At 70.7% G+C, this 20303-nt stretch carries 18 protein-coding genes; 1 reads left to right on the plus strand and 17 read right to left on the minus strand.

Annotated elements, in window-relative coordinates:
* The 4 genes from ACFZDK_RS49795 to ACFZDK_RS49810 all read right to left on the minus strand — a co-directional run bounded on the left by ACFZDK_RS49795 (nucleotide 1) and on the right by ACFZDK_RS49810 (nucleotide 6017).
* On the minus strand, nucleotides 1-3702 hold the full coding sequence (locus ACFZDK_RS49795) for a 2Fe-2S iron-sulfur cluster-binding protein (RefSeq protein WP_390984349.1): 3702 nt from the start codon (nucleotides 3700-3702) through the stop codon (nucleotides 1-3).
* A 367-nt stretch (nucleotides 3703-4069) separates the two neighbouring features.
* The gene (locus ACFZDK_RS49800; protein ID WP_390984352.1) at nucleotides 4070-4261 is read right to left on the minus strand and encodes a hypothetical protein; all 192 of its coding nucleotides are present in this window, start codon (nucleotides 4259-4261) and stop codon (nucleotides 4070-4072) included.
* Between the two features lie 94 nt (nucleotides 4262-4355).
* Entirely contained in the window at nucleotides 4356-4484 is a 129-nt protein-coding gene (locus ACFZDK_RS49805) for a hypothetical protein (protein ID WP_390984355.1), read from the minus strand.
* A 132-nt stretch (nucleotides 4485-4616) separates the two neighbouring features.
* Nucleotides 4617-6017, minus strand: coding sequence for a protein kinase (locus tag ACFZDK_RS49810; protein WP_390984359.1), 1401 nt, complete (start codon nucleotides 6015-6017; stop codon nucleotides 4617-4619).
* A gap of 339 nt (nucleotides 6018-6356) precedes the next feature.
* Here ACFZDK_RS49810 and ACFZDK_RS49815 point away from each other — a divergent pair, with 339 nt between their 5' ends.
* Nucleotides 6357-6548, plus strand: coding sequence for a hypothetical protein (locus ACFZDK_RS49815; protein ID WP_390984362.1), 192 nt, complete (start codon nucleotides 6357-6359; stop codon nucleotides 6546-6548).
* A gap of 389 nt (nucleotides 6549-6937) precedes the next feature.
* On the opposite strand, the gene ACFZDK_RS49820 is transcribed toward ACFZDK_RS49815, so the two are convergent.
* The 13 genes from ACFZDK_RS49820 to ACFZDK_RS49880 all read right to left on the minus strand — a co-directional run bounded on the left by ACFZDK_RS49820 (nucleotide 6938) and on the right by ACFZDK_RS49880 (nucleotide 20097).
* The gene (locus ACFZDK_RS49820; protein WP_390984365.1) at nucleotides 6938-8344 is read right to left on the minus strand and encodes a DUF2637 domain-containing protein; all 1407 of its coding nucleotides are present in this window, start codon (nucleotides 8342-8344) and stop codon (nucleotides 6938-6940) included.
* The gene (locus ACFZDK_RS49825; protein WP_390984368.1) at nucleotides 8341-11832 is read right to left on the minus strand and encodes a hypothetical protein; all 3492 of its coding nucleotides are present in this window, start codon (nucleotides 11830-11832) and stop codon (nucleotides 8341-8343) included. The genes ACFZDK_RS49820 and ACFZDK_RS49825 overlap by 4 nt, the downstream gene beginning before the upstream one ends.
* Entirely contained in the window at nucleotides 11832-12284 is a 453-nt protein-coding gene (locus ACFZDK_RS49830) for a pilus assembly protein TadG-related protein (protein WP_390984371.1), read from the minus strand. The genes ACFZDK_RS49825 and ACFZDK_RS49830 overlap by 1 nt, the downstream gene beginning before the upstream one ends.
* On the minus strand, nucleotides 12284-12736 hold the full coding sequence (locus ACFZDK_RS49835) for a TadE/TadG family type IV pilus assembly protein (protein ID WP_390984373.1): 453 nt from the start codon (nucleotides 12734-12736) through the stop codon (nucleotides 12284-12286). Before ACFZDK_RS49835 ends, ACFZDK_RS49830 begins: the two co-directional genes overlap by 1 nt.
* Before the next feature lie 327 nt (nucleotides 12737-13063).
* Nucleotides 13064-13543, minus strand: a complete 480-nt coding sequence (locus ACFZDK_RS49840; protein ID WP_390984376.1) for a TadE/TadG family type IV pilus assembly protein — start codon at nucleotides 13541-13543, stop codon at nucleotides 13064-13066.
* Complete coding sequence (locus tag ACFZDK_RS49845; RefSeq protein WP_390984378.1) at nucleotides 13543-13782, minus strand: hypothetical protein; 240 nt, start codon at nucleotides 13780-13782, stop codon at nucleotides 13543-13545. The genes ACFZDK_RS49840 and ACFZDK_RS49845 overlap by 1 nt, the downstream gene beginning before the upstream one ends.
* 42 nt (nucleotides 13783-13824) lie before the next feature.
* A complete protein-coding gene (locus tag ACFZDK_RS49850; RefSeq protein ID WP_390984380.1) occupies nucleotides 13825-14709 on the minus strand; it encodes a type II secretion system F family protein in 885 nt (294 codons plus the stop codon).
* Nucleotides 14706-15659, minus strand: a complete 954-nt coding sequence (locus ACFZDK_RS49855; RefSeq protein WP_390984383.1) for a type II secretion system F family protein — start codon at nucleotides 15657-15659, stop codon at nucleotides 14706-14708. The genes ACFZDK_RS49850 and ACFZDK_RS49855 overlap by 4 nt, the downstream gene beginning before the upstream one ends.
* Nucleotides 15656-17032, minus strand: a complete 1377-nt coding sequence (locus tag ACFZDK_RS49860) for an ATPase, T2SS/T4P/T4SS family (RefSeq protein ID WP_390984386.1) — start codon at nucleotides 17030-17032, stop codon at nucleotides 15656-15658. The genes ACFZDK_RS49855 and ACFZDK_RS49860 overlap by 4 nt, the downstream gene beginning before the upstream one ends.
* A gap of 85 nt (nucleotides 17033-17117) precedes the next feature.
* Nucleotides 17118-17945: a hypothetical protein gene (locus tag ACFZDK_RS49865; RefSeq protein ID WP_390984490.1), complete on the minus strand. Its 828-nt coding sequence runs from the start codon at nucleotides 17943-17945 to the stop codon at nucleotides 17118-17120.
* A complete protein-coding gene (locus ACFZDK_RS49870; protein WP_390984389.1) occupies nucleotides 17945-18577 on the minus strand; it encodes an SAF domain-containing protein in 633 nt (210 codons plus the stop codon). The genes ACFZDK_RS49865 and ACFZDK_RS49870 overlap by 1 nt, the downstream gene beginning before the upstream one ends.
* 96 nt (nucleotides 18578-18673) lie before the next feature.
* Nucleotides 18674-19558: an ATP/GTP-binding protein gene (locus ACFZDK_RS49875; RefSeq protein WP_390984391.1), complete on the minus strand. Its 885-nt coding sequence runs from the start codon at nucleotides 19556-19558 to the stop codon at nucleotides 18674-18676.
* Complete coding sequence (locus tag ACFZDK_RS49880; protein ID WP_390984393.1) at nucleotides 19504-20097, minus strand: hypothetical protein; 594 nt, start codon at nucleotides 20095-20097, stop codon at nucleotides 19504-19506. Before ACFZDK_RS49880 ends, ACFZDK_RS49875 begins: the two co-directional genes overlap by 55 nt.
* Between the last annotated feature and the right edge of the window lie 206 nt (nucleotides 20098-20303).

The raw sequence follows: 20303 nt of genomic DNA on the forward strand, positions 1-20303 counted from the left end.
TCACGCGAGGCGCAGTACGGTTCCCAGTCCCCGTCGGCGGGCGAGGACGGTCTCGGTGACCGCCGCGGCCAGGACCAGCGCGGTCACGCCGGCGACGAGGGCGACAGTCAGTGAATAGTCGGTGTGCAGCGCTGGTTGGGCGGGTCCGCCGGTGAACTGCCGCAGGTCCAGTGCCCGTGCCACAAGCCGCGGTTCGAGCAGCCCGAGCAGGGTGCCGCCCACCGCTGAGGCGAGGGCCAGCGGCAGCAGCTGCAGGAAGTGCAGCGCCCCGGCTTCCTTGCCGCCGAGTCCGAGTGTGCGCAGGAACGAGGTCGTGCGGCTGCGTTCGTGGGAGGTGAGGGTCAGCTCGAGGATGAGCGCGAGCAGGCCCGACAGGGCGGCCAGGATCGAACTGGTGGTGTAGATCGTGCCGAGTCCCTGGGTCAGGCCGTCCGTGCGCAGGGTGGCCAGCGTCTCGGAGCGGACGCGGATCCGGGCCGTCGGCCCGAGCGCCTTGGCCGCCGCCGACCGCAGTGCCGCGGGTCCGGCGGTGACGGGACCGTCGCTCTGGAGGAGCAGGACGGTGCTTCCCGCGGACTGCGGGGGCAACAGACGCTCCGCTTCGACGGTGGTGATCAGCATCGGCGTCCCGGCGGCGATCTGCGCCGTGACCGGCCCGAGGAGAGGGTCGCGCAGTTGCGCGACGGTGAGGGTAGCGGCCGGATGGAAGACCAGGTCCACGGGGCGCTGCCCGGGCGGCACGACGGTGGCGGTGAAGCCTCCGGCGCGCTCTGCGGCCCGAAGGCCGGGAGAGAGGAGCGAGGGCAGCGGGGCGTGCGCGCCGTCCCGGGTTCCCGCCGGGGCGGCCAGCCGGGACAACAGGGTGCGGGCCAGCGGTGACTTCGGGGCGAGGACGGCCAGTTGCCGGGGATCGACGGTGATCACTGCGACCGGGGAGATCACCGCGCCGTCGGTCTGACCCGCCAGATCGAGGGTGTACAGATGCTGGGGGGCGGTCCGTATTCCGGTGGTGGCGGACCCCGGTGCCAAGGCCACGGTCCCGGCCACGGTCGCGCTCGCGTCGGCGCCGGTGGTCCAGGCCGCCCCTGTGGCCAGGCCGTCGCCGATCGTACGGTGCACGAGGCCGCCGAACACAGCCGTTCCCAGGGTCAGGATCAGGACGAACAGGGCCAGGCCGGTCGCCGGGGCGTCGTGGGCGGCCCGGGCTGCGCCGACGAAAGCGACCGTTCCCCGGCCGTGCCGGGTCCCCCGCACCACCGGGCGCAGCACAAGGGGGTAGATCCGCAGCAGGACGAGTACGACGGTCAGCGCCACCAGCGCCGGCACCGCGCCCAGCATCCCGTCGGGGCCCTGTGAGCGGAGCGCGACCACGCCCGCCGTCGTCGTCACCAGCACCGTCAGCTCCAGGACCACGCGTCGGCCGACGGCGACGTTGCGGCGCGGGCGCCGCAGGCGGCCGGGTCTGCGCGGCTCGCGGACCGCTGTCCAGGTCAGCAGCGGCACCGCCAGCGCCACCACCGCTACGGCGAGGGCGGCGGTCGTCGGCTGCGGCGATCCGGACGTGCCGGTGGGAGCGAGAGCCCCGCCGGCCGCCCAGCCCAGCAGCGCGGCGATCACTACCACCGGCCAGGCCACCGCGCAGCGCAGCAGCACCAGCCGCAGGGTGGACGCGCCCCGCGCGCGCTGCAGCCGCAGGTGCGCCTCCCTTCGGCGCAGCAGCAGCCGTATTGCGACGGTGACAGTGGCCAGCGCGACCGCGGCCAGTGCGTCGACGGCGAACGTCGCCAGCTCCCTGGCCTGTTGGTCCTGCGACATGAAGGCGGCGAGCAGGGGAGTGAGGGAGTCCGTCACCAGCAGGGACCCGGTGGCCTGGCCGCCGACACGGCAGGCGGTGTCACCGGTGAGGGGATCGGCCCCCTGGCACAAGGCGGTGCTGAGCTCCGCGCTGTAGTGGGACAGCGGCCCGGTCAGGGCGCGGGCCCGGTCGAGCGCCGCTCCGGACAGGTCGGCGCGCAGCTGCCAGGTCACCCGCGGGCCGCCCACCCCGGCTGCGGCCAGCAGGTCGGCGGCGTCGCGGCCCACGAGGCCGCGAACGGCGAGCACCGTGCCGGCGGAGTGCTCGGCCGGGTAGCGGGACGGCTGGTCCAGCGTCTCCCGGCCGGCCCAGAAGCCGTCGGTCGCCGCCGTGGTGCGGTAGACGCCGCTCACCAGCAGCCCTGCGCGGGGCGGGGCGTCCTGCACCCCGAGCGTCTTGGCGAACTCGACGGTCAGGCGGCTGCCGGTCTGGACACCGAGCGCCTGTGCGCTGGTCTGCGACAACCCGATCTGGGGTGCAGTGCCCAGCGGCGTTCGGTTAGCCGGCGCGTGGCCGCTGACATAGTGCAGGTGGGCCCGCGTGGACGGCAGGTGGCTGACCGTCAGTTGGATGCTGGTGTCCGCCATCCCCGGTGGGCGCGGTGAGATCAGGGATGCCTGGTTGTAGTCGTAGCTGCCTGCGGTGACGGTCACTTGTCGTGAGGCGGCGCCGCTGAACTGCTCGGTGAGGGCGCGGCCGGCGTCGAGCAGGTCGGCCGTGTGCAGGGCCGGCGGGACGCTGTCGAATACCTCGGGTGTGGTGCTGACGCTGATCAGGGGTGCTTGGGCCTGTGCGGTGTCGACGCGCTGTCGCAGTGCCCGATCCTCCTGGCCGCCCGCGAAGGCGGGGGTCCAGGCGCACAGTGCCGTCAGTACCAGCGCGCCATTCTCCTGGCGGGCCTGCGCGATCCGCCGCTGGGCCGTGCCGCTGCGCCAGTTCAGTTGCGAGGGCCCGCGTACGTTACCCACCCACTTGGCCGGCATGAGCGGGTTCTCGGCCGAGCTCGGGGCGGCCTTGCGTTCGTCTCGGGTGCGGTAGACGGCCGTGCTCTCCGGGCTTTCCGCCATCCCCACGTCCACGACGGCCGGAAGAATCTCGTAGTCCACCGCGACCCGGTCGGCGACGGCCTGGGCCTCGGTGAGTGTCGCCGCCGCGACGGCCGCTATCGGCTGCCCGACGTAGCGGACGATGCTGTCCGCAGGGAGCAGATCGGCCAGAGGGGTGTCGCTGGCTACGGACCGCACGCGGGCGTGAGGATGCCGGGAGCGCACGATCACGCCTTCGAGGAGGCCGTCGGGTCGGATATCCGTGGTGTAGAGGGCCTGACCCGTGATCTTTTCCATCGCCTCCACTCGCGGAGGTGACACGACGTCCGTCTGCGAGTCATGCGCCCCGGTGCACGCCGCGGCAACAGCCGCGTAGATCCCCTCGTACGCACCGCAGCGGCACAGGTGTCCGGCCAGGGCCGCCGCGATCTCGTCCCGGGGTGGGACGCTGTCGCCGTGATCGGCCCGCCACCTGTCCACGAAGCTGACGGCTTCCATGACGAACCCGGGGGTGCAGTAACCGCACTGCAGGGCATCATGGGCGGCGAACGCCCGTTGGACCGGATGCTTGCCTTGCAGGCCTTCCACCGTGGTGACGGACTTGCCCGCCAGCGCGTCCGCCGGCGTCAGACAGGCGACCTTCGGTACACCATCGACGTGCACCGTGCATGCCCCGCACGCTCCGGCACCGCAGACCAGCTTCGTGCCCGTCAGCCCCAGCGACTCGCGCAGAAACTCGACTGCCGTGGCCTCTGGGGCATCCTCTGCCTCGAGTGCAGAGCCGTTGACCGTAATGTCCATGCCGATCCTTTGTGGAGAGTGGATCGGGTCGCCATGATGCGCAGCCCGCGTGGCCCCAGTTCGACCAACCCTGCACGGCGCCCGTGCTGCACGAGCTGAGTAGTCATTGCTCATTTGGGCCAGGCCAGCCAAGCGATGCCGCTCTCCCTTGGAGGCCCGAGCAACAACGCTGGATCACGGCTCGGCCTCTACTTCAGCCGGACTTCTGTATTTCTCCTGGTCAACGGCTTGGCGGTGGGGGAGTGCAGCGGGGGTTGGGCATGGGCGGGACGGTCTTGGGCCGGCCGTCCCACCAACATGTGCCCGCGCCGCATGTAATGACTGTGTCGGGCACGTGACTGGTGGCGACGCCTCCATCGGGACCAGTTCACCGCGTGGTCGCGGCGTGCAGGATGGCGGCGGGGTTGAGCCGCCAGCAGACGACGGATCTCGGCTGGTGTGAGGTCCACGAGGTCGGGTGTGTCGGCCTCGGCACCCCTTTTTCGCGCTCCTGCACGGCCATCACCGCGAGGAACGCGTGGGCGAGCATGGCAAGCGTGATGTGCAGGTACCAGCCCACGTAGCGGCGGACCTCAGCGTGCGGAACGTGAGCTCTTGTCCGTTTCGTGGTTGAGGTTGGGGAAGGACCGTTGGTCGCGGGTGGGGGGTGGCCCTCAGGCGTCGGGGCGGGCGAACAAGCCGGGTTCGGGTTCGATGAGGATGCCCCGGCTGACCAGGCGTTTCAGTTTGGAGCGGATGCCTTCGGCGTTCTTCGGGAGGATCGGCAGGTCGCGGGCGCGCATCGGTCGGCCCGTTTCGGCCAGGGCGGCGGCGGTGAGGGCAAGTTGGGCCCAGTCGTACCAGCGGTCGCCCTTCGCGCCGCGTCCGGCGGACAGCTTCTGCCAGGCTCGGCATGGGATGCGCTTGCTGGAGTACTAGCCGAGCGCGTCAAGCGCCGAGGTGATCCGGGTGGCGCCGGTGGCGGTGAGCTTGCCGGCGCGCTGGAGGTCGGCGAGGTGCTGGCGCATGTCCTGGACCTTGTGTTCGGCGTCCTCGGTACGGCCCTGGGCGCGCTGCTTGGCGATCTCCTTGAGCCGGTTGTGCAGGTCCTTGGCGGCGTCCTGGGCCAGGTCTCCGCTGAGCTGCTCCCGGGTGACGGCGCGCTGCACGTCGGCGACCGTGCCCTGAGGTGCGGTCGCCGCGGTGGGGGAGGTGGTGGTCGACTGGCTCGGTGTCGGCTCCGAGGAGGCTGTGATGGCGGTGGTGGCGGGCGTGGTGGCCGACGGGGTCGGACCTGCGGCTGTGCCCTTGCCGTCGGTGGAGCCGGACGTGTTCACGAGATAGCCCGTGAGGGCCGCCGCCGCGAAGAGCGCCGCGCCGAGCAGGAGGAGAGCTTCCCGGTTCCGGCGGCCGGAACGCGCGGCGCCCCGGCTCTGACGCCCGCGCGCACGGGTGCGGGGCCGCTCGGTACCGGCGTCGGGGGCGGCGGGCAGCGGCAGGGTGGTGAGCGCGGGGGCGATGGCCCCGGCATCGGCAAGGCGTATGCGCACGGTGCCGGCATCGGCCGGGCGGTCGAAGGGGTTCTTCGCCAACAGGTCGAGCACCAGCTGTTCCAGGTGCGCGGGGACATCGGGACGGTACTCGCGCAGCGGTCGCGGCGGCTGGTGCAGGTGCTGGTAGAGGACGGCCATGGGGTCCTCACCGGTGAACGGCGGCTGCCCGGTCAGCATGGCGTGCAGCACGCAGCCGAGGGCGTAGAGGTCGGCGCGGGCGTCCACCTGGGCGCCGGTCGCCTGCTCGGGCGACATGTAAGCGCTGGTGCCGACGACGGTGGCGACGGCCGTGAGCCCGGCGCGCGCTGTAGCGGTCGTACGGGCGATGCCGAAGTCGACGACCTTCACCACACCGCCCGGGCTCATAAGCAGGTTGGCGGGCTTGAGGTCGCGGTGCACCACCCCCGCCCGGTGCGCGGCCTCCAGCGCCGCGCTCACCTGGTCGGCCACCGCGACGGCGTGCTCGACCCGCAGCGGACCGCGTGAGATCAGCGCGCCCAGGTCGGCCCCCTCGATCAACTCCATCACCAGGAAGGGCAGATGACCGTGCACCCCGGCGTCGAAGACGGTGACGATGTTCGGGTGGCCCAGACCGGCCACCGTGTTCGCCTCGTGCCGGAACCGCTCGACCGCGGAGGCATCGTGCAGCGCTCCCTCGGCCATGAGCTTGACCGCCACCGCACGGCCCAGCACCTCGTCCCGGGCCCGCCACACGGTCGCCATGCCGCCGCGCCCCAGGGGCTGTTCGAGCCGGTACCGTCCTGCCACGAGTTGATCCTGCATGGGGGTCATTATTCAGCCATGTGAGGCAGCGCCTGTCCCCGCGTGCTGGCGGCCAGTCGTGATCGGCTGAGCGGGGTGTGAGGCCGGGGGCCTCGAAGGGCACGAGGGTGCCGCTGACGGCCGGGACGTTCCTCGCGGATACCGACCGTTCCCGTTCCCTGTCGCGTTCGATGCATAGCCGCAGCTCACGGCCATTTTATCGAAGATGACAACGGTCACCGGTGCAGCCTTTGCCGATTCCCGGCCATGCGTTTCACTGCCGTCGATACAACCCGATCCGAAGGGGAGGGCACTCGGCCATGAGCAGCGGGAACGGCCACGACGACCACGGTCACGACCATGGAGCGGGGCACGACCACGGCTCCGGAGGCCGAAGTCGTCAGGGAACGGCACCGGCAGGTCCGCGTCATCGGACTCCTGCAACCCGAACGCGTTGTACCCCACATCCGCATCGATGTGCTGCTTGCGGACAAGCTCGCCATGAGCGTCTCTTCGGCGTCACGCACCACTGGTCATCACCAGGGATCGTAGATCCCGTCCTGTGCCTACCGCGCGCAGACAGCCGGTCGCCCGGACGCGGTTGGTTGGCGGCCTTGATCCTCAGAGGGGCAGCGCGGGCACTCGTTGGTGGGACGGTCGGCCCAAGACCGCCCCACCCATGCCAAGCCCTCGCTACACTCCCCACCGCCAGGCCGCTGAGCAGGAGAAATGCAGAAGTCCGGCTGGAGTACTAGGGCGGGGGCTTATGTTGTGGTCGGGTGGGTTGTGAGGGTGTGCCAGCGTCGTTGGAAGTCGTTGGTGTGGGTGGTGATGTGTGTGGGGGTGATGGGTTTGTTGTATTGGGCGGTGATGCCGCGGTGGGTGCAGTCGTGTGCGACGTTGTCGGGGGAGGGTGTGGTGGTGTGGGCGCGGTGTTCGGCTCATACGGTGTAGAGGCGGAAGGTGAGGAGGTAGCGGCGGAGGGTGGAGGGGTTGATGGGCTTGTTGTCCCGGCCGGTCATGCCTTGGTCGGCGAGGAGGGTGGAGAGTTCGCTGGGGGCGGGTTCACGGCCGTGCCGGGTCTGGTAGTCGGTCCAGGCGCGGTAGTAGCGGTCGACGAGGGTGAGGCTTTCTGTTCTGGTGGGGTGGTGCGGCGGTCGCGGTGTTTCCTGGATGGTGGTGTCATTTGTGGTGCCGTGTTGTTGGTGGCCGGGGGCGGGCCGGGTGTGGTGGAGGCCGGCGGTGGGCTCGGGTGAGGGTGGCGCGGTGTGGGGTTGCTGCTGTTCTTGCCGGTGGTGCTGCCGTTCTTGCTCCGCCCGGGCCGCGTACTGCTGTTGTTCCTGCTCGTGCCGGGCCGCGTACTGCTCCTCGGTGAACTGCGGTTCGTACGGCGGCTCGAAGCCGGGGTTGTAGTCGCCGTGGTACTCGATCTGCTGGGGATCCCTGGCGTGCAGCCACTGGTTGACGTCCGTCTCGGGTTGCGGCGCCGCGGTCTGCCGGGGGACGGCCGGCTGCCCGGCGCCGGGGGCCGGCTCGGGGCGCTGCTTCGCGGGCGGCGCGGCCGCTGCGGCTGCCGGGGCCGGTGCGGCTGCCGGGGCCGGTGCGGCGGGTGCGGGGGCCGGCGGGAGGGCCGGGAGGTCGATGCCCGCCGCGGCCAGGCCGTCCGGTGCGGTGTCGGCGAGGGGGACGCCGTACTTCGCCAGGCGCAGCGGCATCAGGGACTCCACCGGGGCCTTGCGGCGCCAGGTGCGGCCGAAGCGGGAGCGGAGCCGCGCCTGGTAGACGAGACGTTCCTGCTCCAGCTTGATGACCTGGTCGTAGGAGCGCAGCTCCCACAGCTTCATACGGCGCCAGAGCAGGAAGGTCGGGACCGGGGAGAGCAGCCAGCGGGTGAGGCGGACCCCCTCCATGTGCTTGTCCGCCGTGATGTCGGCGATCCGCCCGGTCGCGTGCCGGGCCGCCTCGACCGCCACCACGAAGAGGACCGGGATGACCGCGTGCATGCCCACGCCCAGCGGGTTGGGCCAGGCCGCCGCGCCGTTGAAGGCGATCGTGGCGACGGTCAGCAGCCAGGCCGTCTGCCGCAGCAGCGGGAAGGCGATGCGGATCCAGGTCAGCAGCAGGTCAAGGGCGAGCAGGACACAGATGCCCGCGTCGATACCGATCGGGAAGACATAGGCGAAGTTCCCGAAGCCCTTCTTGATGGCCAGCGTGCGGACGGCCGCGTACGAACCGGCGAAGCCGATGCCGGCGATGATCAGGGCGCCGGTCACGACCACGCCGATGAGAACGCGGTGCGCCCGGGTGAGGTGGGGGCGGCGTGTTCCTGTCGGGCTGTGGCGGCTCACGGCTGGCCGGCCTTCACAGGGCTGGGGTGGGGGTGGGGGGTTGTGCTGGTGAGGAGGTGGTGGATGAGCTGTTCGGTTTCGGGTTCGAGGGAGCAGTCCAGCGCGCGGTTGATCTGCTGGACGCGGGTGATGGCGGTGTGGAGGCCTTGCCGGTTTCCGGCTAGGTGTTCGATGCGGAGCCAGTCGCGGTAGAGGAGTTCCGCGGTGTCGTCGACGTCGAGTCCGGTCGCGACGGCCTGGCGGGCGGCGCTGAGGTCGTGGTGCGGGCCGGCGGGGGTGCGGTAGGTGGCCACGGTGTGGGCCACGTCGATGATGCGGGTGGTCATGTCCTGCTGGTGGGGCTCGGCCCAGGGCAGCGGCCTGCCTCCGAAGGGCCGGCCTCGTACCAGTGTGAGTGCCTTCTCCAGGCCGGTCAGGCCTAACGGGCCGAGCGGCAGGGCCTGTTCGGCGAGCTGGAGGAAGCGGGTCCAGTCGCAGCGGACGCCGGGGCCGAGCCGGTAGGGGTCCTCGCCGGACTTGCGGCGCGGTACGTAGAGGGTGCCGGTGGGGTCGCTGCCGAGCTGGCTGCGCAGGCCCTGCATGCGGGCGTTGAGGGTGCTCGTTGACCACGGGCTGATCGGGTCCATGTCCCTGCACAGGGTGTCCGCGCTGCGCCCGGGCCGGAAATACAGCAGGGCGGCGAGTTGTGCCATGCGTGGTCCGTGGCCGGTGCTGTCCACGCCGCTCACCTCGACCGGTCCCAGGACCCTGATCTCCGGGGCGTGCAGATCGTGTGCCTCGCCGTCGCCGTCGCCGTCGCCGTCGCCGTCGCGGGTCTGCGGTGGCGTGGTCTTTTCGGCGGCTGCTGAGGGGGCAGCATCTGCTGTCTCTTCCGTGCCGGCGGAGGGCGTCGCCGTCGGAGCTGTCGAGGCCTTGGGCACGGCTGCGTAGGCGCCCGGGCCGGTGTCGCCGCCGGGCGGGGGTGGGGGCGTGGCGGCGGGCAGAAAGCGCAGTGCGGACGGGTCGGTGGCGGCGGCGAGCAGGGCGGGGAAGACCTCGCCGCTCACCTCTGCCGTTGCCGGCGCGGGGGTCGTGACGGCAGCGGCGGCCGTGCCGTCCTCCTGCGGAGCCGTCTTGTCGGGCGTGCTGTCGGGTTCGTCCGGGACGTTGTGCCAGGGGCCCTGGGCCGGGTGGGCCGGCTGCCCGGACACGGCCAGGGCTGTGGTGATCTGCGTGTAGGCGGCGTGTTCCAGGCGCTGGATGGTGATGTCGGTGCCGGCGTGGTCGAGGGTCTGCGGATCGCGCAGGGAGGCGTTCAGGATCTGCGCCTGGGGGAAGTGCGCGGCCGCTGTGCTCGCCGGGGCGATCAGTGTGACGGGCAGCGCCCCGGCCCGGTCGATGGCATCGGCGAACTGCCAGGCCGTGTCCGCGTCGAGAGCGGACGCGCACAGCAGCAGGTAGGGCTGATGGCGGGTCTCGGGCATCTGGTGTGCTTCCAGGAGCCGTTCGTTCAGGTCGCGCAGCGCGTGCGAGGCCTGGCGCATGGGGGTGATCCGCGCGGTGGGGAGCAGCTTGGGAAGGTCTTCGCCGAATCCGACGGTGACGATCTGGACGTCGGCCGCCCATGGGCTCGTTGCGAGTTCCAGAGCGAGCGAGGTGCACACATCGGTGATGTGGACCAGATTGCCGTCCAGGAGCAGAGCGGGTACCCGGGCGAGGTCGAGGAGAACCAGGTCGCCTTCGCCGGTGTGGCCGATCGTTGCCAGCCCCGGGTACGGTGCGGGCACCTCGCGGGCGGTTTCCTCGTCCAGGAGGACGGCGGCGGAGTCCAGGAGCCACCAGCCGTCTTCACCCGCGAGGAAGGGCGCCGCCGGCTCTGGGGCGCCGTCCTCGGGCAGGATCTCGACCGTGCGGGCGCCGAGCCGCGCGGCCTTCACCGGCGGCGGGACCCCACGGTCCTGGGCCTGGGCCACGGTGTGGGCCAGGGTCTTCAGGGCCGTGTCCAGGCGGGCGGCGCCGGCGGGTTCGGCGGCCGCCGCCAGTTTGGCCTCCGCCGGGGAGGTCTGGGCAGGGATGGCGATCGTCTCGCCGGGTGTGCGGCGGCGGCGCTGCAGCGTGCGCCGCAGCGCGAGCGCGCCGGTGATCGCGGCGGCCAGGAGGGCACCGGCGCCCAGAACCGTACGCAGGTCCAGCGGGCCGTCCAGTCTCGACACCGGTGTTTGAGACGGCGCGGCGGCGGGGGAGGAAGCCGCAGATCCCGGGGCCGGCGGCGGGGCGGCCGCGGAGGCTGTGCTGGTGCTGGGCTGAGGCGTTGCGGATGTCGTTTCAGACTCAGAGCCCTGTTCCTGTCCGGGCTGCTGGGCGGGCCGGCTGCTCGGTGCGCGGGGAGCCGGCGGTGTCGGAGCGGCGGTGTGGCTCGGCGCGGGCGTCTGCTCACCCGGGTCACTCGGTGTCTGCTCGCTGCCTGGCTGCTGGGCGTGCGGGGGAGTGGTCCGCTGACGGTCGTGCGCGTCACCAGGATTCTGCTCGGCGTTCGGCGCTGTGCGGCCGGAGGCGGCGGCGGGCACAGTGACCTGCTGTCCCGGATAGATCATGTCCGGGTCGGTGATCTCCGGAAGACCACGCGGCTGCGGCTTGCCGGCGCTGGCCTCGAACAGGGTGCGCCACTCGCTGCCGTCGCCGAGTTCCTCCTTTGCGATCTTCGACAGGTAGTCGCCCGGGTGGACGGTGACGACGTGATCGCTCGCCTCGTCAGCGGCCGCAGACCCTCCGCCCCACTGCGTGCGCACCCCCGGCGGGGCCTTGGCGGTGTCGGGCATCTGAAGCTGCCAGCCGGGCTGGAGAAAGCTGTTCGCGCGGAAGACCGTGCCGTCGGCCATGGTGTGGCCCTCGTTCAGGTCGGCGATCTCCCGCCACCGCTCGCCGTCCCCCAGCTCCCGCTCGGCGATACCCCACAGGCTCTCCGCAGGCCGCGTCTCGCGCACCGTGTACACCGGATGCGGCATCGACGCCTTCGCAGCGGAGGGCGAGGCCTGCTCGGACAGGGGCGAGACCGAAGCCTGGGTTGCCTGGCCGGGAACGTGGGCTGCGGAGGTGGCCGGCGCGGCCTGGGCGGGCGAGGCGAGGGCCGAACTGGCCGGCAGTAGAACGAGGATGCTACCGATCAGGAGGGCCGCGGCGCGCTGGGATGCGCCCAGGCCGCGCGGGGCGTGCCAGGTCCGGCCGCGTAGTTGAGCGGCCAGCTCACGCACGGCGCAGAACGTGAACTGGGCCCATCCGATCCAGCCCACCGCGACGAGCAGCAGCAGGAACGCCGCGCCGGTGTCCTGCCGGTCGAGCAGGTGGGTGAGGTCGTCGTGGGTGGATGCCCAGATGACCGGGGTGACCCAGGCGAGCAGCAGCGGCAGCCCGGCGACCGCGCAGGCCAGTACCAGCAGGCTCAGTGCGGCCGTGAGGACCCGGGCGAGGGCGTTGCCTGCCGCTGCGGCGGGGGAGGGGGCGGTGCGCATCAGTCTCCTTCAGGAGCGGTGACGCCGTGCAGGAGGGTCGCCGTGCCGTGGCCGGTCACCGACAGCGAGCTGATCCCGACCGCCGACAGGAACGAGGTGGCGTAGGTGCCGGTGACCGTGACGGTGAGGGTCTTGCCGTCGCCGGACACGCTGACTGTGCCGGTGGCGCCGGCGGAGCGCAGGTAGGACTGGGCTGCGGCGGCCGCGGCCTGCGGGTCGACGACGATCGCCTTGCCGCTGATCGCGTCGGCGGGGTCGATGGCCTGCCCGCCGGCCCGGGCGGCTTCGCCGGCGACGTAGTCCGCACGCTCGGTGGCGCGCATCGTGCTGCCGCCGTCGACGGCGATACCGATGATCCCGATGAGGGCGATCACGCAGATGGCGACGAACACGGTGACACCACCCCGGTCGTCCAAGCACTTCCGGCGCGGGTGGAGTTGACGGAAGAGCATCAGTCACCTCGCTGCCGGTATTGGTCCACTACCGAGGTGGCCGTCGACGTCAGCGTTTTCGACCCCGGCACGCCGGGAAGCAGGAGGTCGGACAGATTGACCGTGCAGGTCACGGTCGCGGTGACCGTGCCGACCTGCCCCACCGGCACACTGAGACCGCTCGTGTTGATGCTCACGCTGGTCGATGCGCACGTGATGCCCTGGTCGTTGAGGGATTCGGCGGCAGCCGCCCGGGCTGCGCTCTGGGCGGCGGCCGCTGTGCGGTGGATGGACGCCTCCCTCGCCGCGTCCTCGGCCGCCGAGTCGACCGTCGCGCCGCAGGTGACGATCCTGCCGCCGGCGATGGCCATACACAGGAACATGATCAATGCCGGGAGGACGATCGCGGCTTCGATCGCGGCACTGCCCTCGTCGCTGCGTAGTCTGCCTGCCCGATGGGCGACTGATCGCACGTGCCTCACCCTCCGGGTGTCTGAACTGTCGCGAGTTCTCGCAGTGGGTGAGATCCCTGGAAGGCATACGGGCCAGGTCGGCACGGTGCGGTCACACTCCTGCGAATTCCGTTCATCTGTCGCGTTTCCTGAAGGCCCGTCGGTATAGATGGCGTTGAGTCACTGGCAGTGAACCGAGGTGGGTCATGGCTCTCGCGATGGTGCGGTCCCTCGGCTCCGTCCGCGGTGCCAGGTCGGAGCAGGAACTCGAGGACTGACCACCCAGCAGGGCTGACCCCAGGCTGCTCACGCCGCCGGTTCGCGAACCCAAGGCCGCGGGCACCCGCATCACGGGGCACCTCCACCGGGGTTCCCGGCGCTGAGGGCTTCGGAATTCGTGAACCCACGAGCCACGACGGTCCAGCGCTCCACGGGGCCGGACGCCGACTGCGTGATCGTGAGCCCCGGCACGCCGGGGATCATTGACAGGGCCGTGCCGGACACCTGGACGCGCATCCGCTGCCCGGTACTGCTCGCGGCGACGCTGTAGCCGCGCAGGCTGTCACCCGCCGTGCGACTCAGTACATTCCGGGCCTGGGCGGCGCCGTCGGCGGGGCTCGACTGGTAGGCACGCGCGGCGGTGAGGCCCTCGCGGGCGGCGGTCAGGGCGATCTGCCGGGCGTAGTACCACATGGAGGCCTGGATGACGGCGACCGTGGCGAGCAGTACGAACGGGAACACGATCGCCATCTGGATGGAGGCGTCCCCACGGTCGTCACGCCAGCGTCGTCCCCGCCACCAGTCCGCCAGCCGCGTGGGGGGTCTCATCACAGGCCGCTGAGCTTGCCGTTGTACTTGGCGATCACGACGGCGATGGTCCCGGCGATCAGGACGGCGCCGGTGACGGCGGCCACCCAGATGATGACCGTCGTGGTGGAGATGTCGCCGCGGTCCGGCCGGCGGGCGGCCTCCTCAAGACCTTCCTGCACCCGGGTGGTCACGCGGAGGACCGCCCCGTTGGCGCGTGCCCACACAGCACGGCGGGTGCGGGCTGCGGTGTGCTTCATGTTCCGGTACCTCTCTGAAGCGTTGAATGAGTCGGGTCGGTGTCAGACGGTCAGCATGCGGATCACTGCGGGGAAGGCCATCAGCAGCATCACCAGGACGGCCAGGAGGGCACCCGGGGCGGTCATCTTTTCGCTGGCCGTGTTCGCTTCGGCGGCCTGGCCGGCCAGGAGTTCGGCGTTGAGCGCGGCGGTGCGGGCCCGCAGCGCTTGGTAGACGGCGGCGCCGTCGGTGGCCGAGCCGCGCATGATGTCGGCGACGTCGTCCAGGACGGGCAGCTGGTACTCGGCGGCCAGCTCGGTGAGCGCCTGGTACGGCGGGATCTTCTCCAGCCGGGCCCGGCGCAGCGCCCCCTGCAGATACAGGAAGGGCCAGCCCTCACCTACCGCGGCGGCCTTCTCCAGCGCCTCGGCGGGGCCGGCGTCGGCGGCCCGCTTGAGCGCGACCAGGTCGAGGTAGGCGGACAGAGCGTGCGCGAATTCCTCCCTCGCCCGCTCGGCCTGGTCCCGCACGGACAGATCCGGCGTGAGGAACAGAAGAGCCGCCAGGACGAGTCCGACGACACCAGGCACGTAGAACGGCAACCCGATGCCCGCGATGATCCACGGAACTGTCGCGATCACCGGGCAGAGCAGGCCCAGGGCGGCGAGCGCGGTCTTCTTGAGCATGAACTGGCCCGGCCCCTGCCCCAGCAGGGCCAGGTTGGTGGCCGGGACCCGCACGCCCGGCACACGTTCGAGGCGGGCCAGCAGCCACCGCCCCCACACCTCGTCGCGGTCCAGCTCCGGCTCGGGCATCGTCAGCGTCGCCGGAGCGCTGCGCGTGAGGGCTGGGCCCAACGCGGGCTGCGGCTGGAGGAGTTCCCGGATCAGCAGCGCGAAGCCGGCGCCGACGATGCTGCCGGTGAGGACAACGGGGATCAGGTTCACGGGGCGGCTCCTTCCGGCTCCCGGGCGACGATCGGCAATTCCGGATCGGGAGCGGGCGCGGGCAGCCGGACGGCGCTGGTGGGATCGGTGATCAGGAAGCGGGGGATACGGCGGAAGTGGCCCAGCTGCCGCATCAGGGCGAGCACGCCCACGAACCCGGCCGTCAGGAAGGCCAGGACGAGCTGGCCCAGGAGGGTGGAGTACGGCTTGGTGTAGCTGGGCACGAAGAAGCCCGCGACCACGACACCTACGGTGATGAGAGTCATCCACCGCACCGTCGTCCTCGGTTTGGCCCGGTCAGCCTCGATGGCACGCTTCCTGGCGACCTCATCGCGGACGGTGTTCGACAGGTCCTCCAGAGCCTGAGCCAGGCCCGGGCCTCGGTCGTTGACCGAGAGGATGAGCGCGGCGGTCACCTTGTCCGCGGTGACGTCGTCCAGTTCGTCGGCGAACGCGCGCAGAGCTCCCTCGGGGCGCCACCCCAGGCGCAGCCGGTCGGACAGGTTGACGATCTGTGCAGCGAGTGCGTCAGGTGCTCCCTGACGGCTGGTGATCATCGCCTGTTCCAGGCCCATGCCCAGGCGCAGCAGACCGGCCAGCCGCTGCGTCCATTCGCTGAGGCCCTCCAGCTGCCCGATCCGATCCTGCGCCATCTGCGCGGGCGCGATCAGCCACGGCACCCCGACGACGGCCGTGCCGAGCAGGCCAGCGCCGACGAAGTTCCCCGAGACGAGCCACACGACCACGAAGACCACGACGGCCGCGACGATGAGGGTCCGCCGGCGCAGCCGGGCGCCCTCGCTCTGGACTTGCGAGCCGTGCAAGGCTGTCTGCCAGCGTCGGCGCAGCGGGGCCCGGCGAGGCGCCGTGCTACCCACGAGACCCGCGACGACACCGATCAGCCCGCCGGCCACCGCCATACCGCTGAACAGCCCGAACAGCAGGATCATCGGCGTACCCCCACCATCAGCGGCAGCGGCGCCGGCCAGGCCCCGTAGGGCTGCTGGAGCAGCGAGGAGTCGAAGCCGACACGGCTCAGGTCATCGACACATGCCGGGTCCATGCGGGGCACCGCCCGCACCTCGCCGAACTCGATGCCGGGGGAGAACACCGAGTTGGTGGCGGGCCGGCCGTTCTCGCCGATCCCGGTGAGCTCCAGGACGTGAGAGACGTAGCGGTGACGGCGGCCGCCGATCTGCGTCTCGTCGGTCATGTCGACGTACACGATCATGTCGAGGCCGTTGGCGGTCTGCCGGTAGGCGAGCTGCTCGGAGAGGTTCTCCTGGGCGAGCGCGTACAGCTCGGCGATCCGGTCGAAGACGATGTCGGGGCGACGCGCGTGGATCGTGCACAGGTTGCCGCCCGACCCGTTCGTCAGCGCCTGCATCATCGCGACCACCTCGGGACCGCGGACCTCACCGACCACGATCCGCTCCAGAGACATCCGCAGCGCCGGATGCATCAGGTCCAGCAGCGTCACCTCGCCCGCGCCGCGGCCGGTGACGTCCTTCTCCCCGTTGGACTCGCGGCCCACCAGGGACACGACCTGCCGGTGGTAGCCGTTGGCGTGGGCGAACAGCTCGTCCTCGGTCTGGATGGTCGCGAACCGGGTCTCCGGGTCGAACTCCTTGAGCATTGCTCGCAGCAGCGTGGTCTTCCCGGCCTTCTGCTTCCCTGCGATCATGATGTTCTTCTCGGCACGGACGGCCGCGCCGAGGAATTCCCGAAGGATCGGGTCGATCGTGCCCAGCCGGACCAGGTCGTCGAGATTCGCGTGCGAGACCCGGTGCCGGCGGATGACCGCATAGGTCATCGGGCCGAGCCCGGTGATGGCCTGGAGGCGGGAGCCGTCCTGCAAGGACAGGGCAAGGGTGGGGCTCGCGGTGGAGATGGTGCGCTCGCTGTGCCCGGAGCCCCGGGCTAACTCCCTCAGCAGCTCCAGGAGTTCCTCCTCGGAGTCTGCGATCGGAGCGACCTGGCAGCGTTCGCCGTCGCCGAAGTCGAGCCACACCTCGCGTGGGCCCTGGATGATGATGTCCTCGACCCGGTCGTCATCCAGGTACGGCTGGAGCCGGCCAGCCCTGAAGAGGATGTCGTACACAGCGCGCCGCAGTGCCTCATCCTGCTGCGGCGTCATCGCCTCGGCGTCCGACCACAGCGCGACGGCCTCGGCAATCCAGTTCAGGCAACGCTGCTCTTCACTGGCCCGGTCCATGCCGGGCTGGGACTTCAGGAGTTCCTCACGCTGCTTGGCGACCTGGGACGCGATGTTGCGGGCCACCCGGTAGTCGACGGTGACCTGCGGAGCCGCCGTCCCGAGCATGCGAGTGCTCGCCGAGGCACCGGCTGGCGCGGGCGTTTTGTTGGACTGCGGTAACGGTGCCACCGTGGGGTCGGGGTGCAGGGGCCTAGCGTGCACGGGTCACCTCTCCTCCTGCGGCGTACACGCTGCGGGGATCGAGGCGGGACCGGCGCAGAGCAGCCCGCTGCACCAGCGCGGTACTGCCCGCGCGAGCAGCCTTCATCAGCGGCGACCTGGGAAAATGGCGTGACTGTTCCGCGCCGTCGGACAGCACGCGGGCGTCCTTCGGCGCATACGGCAACGTGGCCACCACCGGCACCTGCAGCACCCGCTGTACCTCACCCGCTGGATACGGACCCTCGCTGATCATCAGCACGCCGACGTCGCCGACCCGTTCCTCCAGCGCACGCACACGGCTTTCTGCCGCCTGCAGACAGCGCAGGGTGTTGCGGACCACCACGAACGTGGCGTCGGCCTGCTCGGCCAACACCCCGGACGGTCCGTACGCTCCACGCCGACCCAGGTCGACCAGGACGTCGTGACCGTGCTCCGCCTCGATGCCGCGGAACATCTGCGCCAGCATCTTCCATACTTGGCCAAGGCTCGCCGACTGCGCGGGATCGGTGATGCCGGGCAACAGCAGCCGGTCGTGTGGGGACTCCTGCTTGCCGTCGTCGCTGCTCAGGTCGATCAGCTGCCGCCAGAAGGCCTCGCCGAAGTCGTTCTTGCGCGCGGCGACGCTGAGGTTGCGCAGGCCGTACCGGTCGCCGAGCGTGCCCTGCAGCAGGCCGTGCAGCACGGCCCCGCCGTCCGGGTCACACTCGGCCAAGATCATCCGCCGTTCCGCCTCCAGCGGCCACGACAGCAGCAGGGCGAGGGCACTCGTTGTCACACCGGGCGCGCCGCTGCACCCGGCGAGCGCGATCACAGCCATCAGCTGCCGTCCGGAGCAGCGAGAACCAGACGCAGAGTGCCGGCCGACTCCCACGCCGCGACCGTGGGCCCCTCGGCAGCGGCCGTAGCCACGTCGACGACCACGATGCCTGTACCCGGGGCGGCGCCAGACGCCTTCACGACCCGGCCGTCGATGGTCCGCGGCGCCACATCGGAGCCGGTGCCAGTGTCCGTCGTTCCCTGGGCCGGGACGTGCACGAGCTGGACCTTCTGGCCTGGGACCAGAGCGGTGGCCGGGATCTCCTTGGGCTCCAGGCCGATCGGCACCAACTGTTCACCGGCCTTCACCAGCGAGTCCTTCGTCACTTGCGAGGGGGTCAGCAAGGAGCCCGGTTTGAGCTCCACGGCGGCCCGCTTGCCCACCACCGACCTCAGGTTGTCGCTGCGGACCGCCTTGACGGCCGGGTCCAGGGCGACGGACGCCCTGCCCAGGTCGTCCTCGGTCAGGACCTGGCCGACCTGGACGTCGCGGACCACGGTCACGACGTCCGTGCGGTTGCCGACCTGGAGCAGCAGGACGGCAACTCCGGCGCCTCCGGCGGCGACCAGCGCCAGCGACAGGGCAATGACACTGGGGCGTCGCCTGCGAGCCGACACTCGGGGAGGTGCCACGGGCCCGGCGATACGGGGCTGCTGGGGGACTCCGTTCGTGCTGGCTGCGTCTACACGTTCTTGGGTCTTGCTCACCGTTCTGTCCTTCCGGCGGCGTTACCTGACGACCTGTACTTCGCCGACTGCTACCTGCACGTTGGTCTGCCGTACCTCAGTGAGTTGGCCGGCTTGACCGCCGCCCTGCCAGTTGATCGTCCACGTGGAGGTCGCTGCGACCTTGAACTTGCTTTCGGCCGCGGAGGTCTTGGCGTACACGTGTCCGCAGGTCGGTGACTGGGCCATGCCCTCGGACGACGTGTAGGGAGTGCCGGGGCCGTTGCAGGTCACGGAGGAGCCGTCACCCATCGACCACACGATCTTCGACACCTTTGCGGTCGCGCTGACGGTGATTCCGCCCGCTGTGGCCGAGGCGGTGTTCGGCCCGTAGGTCGTGGCGCTCTGATTGACCCACATCCATATCGGGACACCCACCGTGTAGGTTCCGGCAGCGCGCGGGCTGGCGATGTCCGGGCCGAGCAAGTTCATGGAATCCACCGCTCGCTGGGCCAGCTCCTGGGGGTCTACTTGCGGGACGGGATTCTGGCCTGTGGGCACGACGATGAAGCTGGCCGGGTTGTCCTGACCGCCGTCTGAACACTCCATCAAGTACAGATCGTTCGTCTTTGGATCTTTGCCTTTCCAGGCCGGGTGGTTCGCCGGAGGCTTCGGCTCAACTTTGGTGTACTTGCACTTCATCTTGCTGTCGCCGACGTCTTGCGAGCCGCCCGCCTGTCCACCACTGCCGCCGTTCTCGCCACCGACACCGACGCTGACGCAGAACTCGGTGATATGGCAGTCGCCTGTGCCGACATCGGGATCATCACCCGCGTATGCAATGCCCGCGGAGGTCAGCACGAGAGTGCCGGTCAGCAGAGCGAGGCAACCGGCTAACAGGCCTGATCTTGAGCGGTCAACTTCGTGACCATCCACTTCGTTCCCCACCTTTCAAGCGTTGCGGTGCTGATGTATGTGACGAGCCGCGTCGTGGGCAGCGGGACCGGCTTCTTCGAGGCCTTGTCGATCAGCGTCCAGTGCGTCGTGTCGACGCAGTCGGTGACCGTGGCCGTAGGGATCTTGGCGTCGGTCACCTTGACGACCTTCGGATGGATCACCGGCTTACCGGTGGCCACCTGTCCCGCCTTCCGCATCGTCGCGAGGTTGGTCTCGATGTCGGCGAGGGCCTCGAAGGTGGTGGTCTCCTTCAGGTCGGTGCCTGCGGAGGAGGCTTTGCTGTAGGCCTCGGTGTGCCCTTCCCAGGAGCGGGTGTACGCCGCGAGGACGGCGGCGTCTTCAGCGTCGACGGTGGAACTGGGGGACGCGGGGACAGCCGTCGGGGCAGAACTGGGCTTGGACGACGAGCCGGAGCCGCTGCCGCTACACCCGGCCAGCGCCACCAGACTGCCGGCGAGGAGCAGCGCGGTTGCGTGGGTGCGACCAGTGGCGACAATGCGTCCGGTGGAGCGTCGATACGTGGCTGTCACGGTGCCTCCAGGTGAAGCGCGGTGTACGGCGCCCACGGTTCGTGGTCCGCCGAGGTACGGCGGCCCGAGAAACCGCGGGGTCGACTCAGCCGCCGAGATCTCTTTAAGTGATCACAAAGTTACGTATAGTCCCGGTCAACTTCCCACAGGGATATCCGGGTTCACGCACACAACTCAGGACGCATCTGTACAGGCCGTCGGTCTGC

It is taken from the genome of Streptomyces sp. NPDC007901 (assembly GCF_042959465.1).
Classification (GTDB): Bacteria; Actinomycetota; Actinomycetes; order Streptomycetales; family Streptomycetaceae; genus Streptomyces.

What these genes read in the sequence shown, in the direction of transcription:
- ACFZDK_RS49825 (WP_390984368.1), bottom strand. Translation starts at nt 11,832, where the DNA reads ATGCGCACCGCCCCCTCCCCCGCCGCAGCGGCAGGCAACGCCCTCGCC.
- ACFZDK_RS49860 (WP_390984386.1), bottom strand. Translation starts at nt 17,032, where the DNA reads ATGCTCGGGACGGCGGCTCCGCAGGTCACCGTCGACTACCGGGTGGCC.
- ACFZDK_RS49855 (WP_390984383.1), bottom strand. Translation starts at nt 15,659, where the DNA reads ATGATCCTGCTGTTCGGGCTGTTCAGCGGTATGGCGGTGGCCGGCGGG.
- ACFZDK_RS49840 (WP_390984376.1), bottom strand. Translation starts at nt 13,543, where the DNA reads ATGAGACCCCCCACGCGGCTGGCGGACTGGTGGCGGGGACGACGCTGG.
- ACFZDK_RS49830 (WP_390984371.1), bottom strand. Translation starts at nt 12,284, where the DNA reads ATGCTCTTCCGTCAACTCCACCCGCGCCGGAAGTGCTTGGACGACCGG.
- ACFZDK_RS49815 (WP_390984362.1), top strand. Translation starts at nt 6,357, where the DNA reads ATGGAGCGGGGCACGACCACGGCTCCGGAGGCCGAAGTCGTCAGGGAA.
- ACFZDK_RS49865 (WP_390984490.1), bottom strand. Translation starts at nt 17,945, where the DNA reads ATGGCTGTGATCGCGCTCGCCGGGTGCAGCGGCGCGCCCGGTGTGACA.
- ACFZDK_RS49845 (WP_390984378.1), bottom strand. Translation starts at nt 13,782, where the DNA reads ATGAAGCACACCGCAGCCCGCACCCGCCGTGCTGTGTGGGCACGCGCC.
- ACFZDK_RS49805 (WP_390984355.1), bottom strand. Translation starts at nt 4,484, where the DNA reads ATGCGCGCCCGCGACCTGCCGATCCTCCCGAAGAACGCCGAAGGCATC.
- ACFZDK_RS49795 (WP_390984349.1), bottom strand. Translation starts at nt 3,702, where the DNA reads ATGGACATTACGGTCAACGGCTCTGCACTCGAGGCAGAGGATGCCCCA.
- ACFZDK_RS49810 (WP_390984359.1), bottom strand. Translation starts at nt 6,017, where the DNA reads ATGCAGGATCAACTCGTGGCAGGACGGTACCGGCTCGAACAGCCCCTG.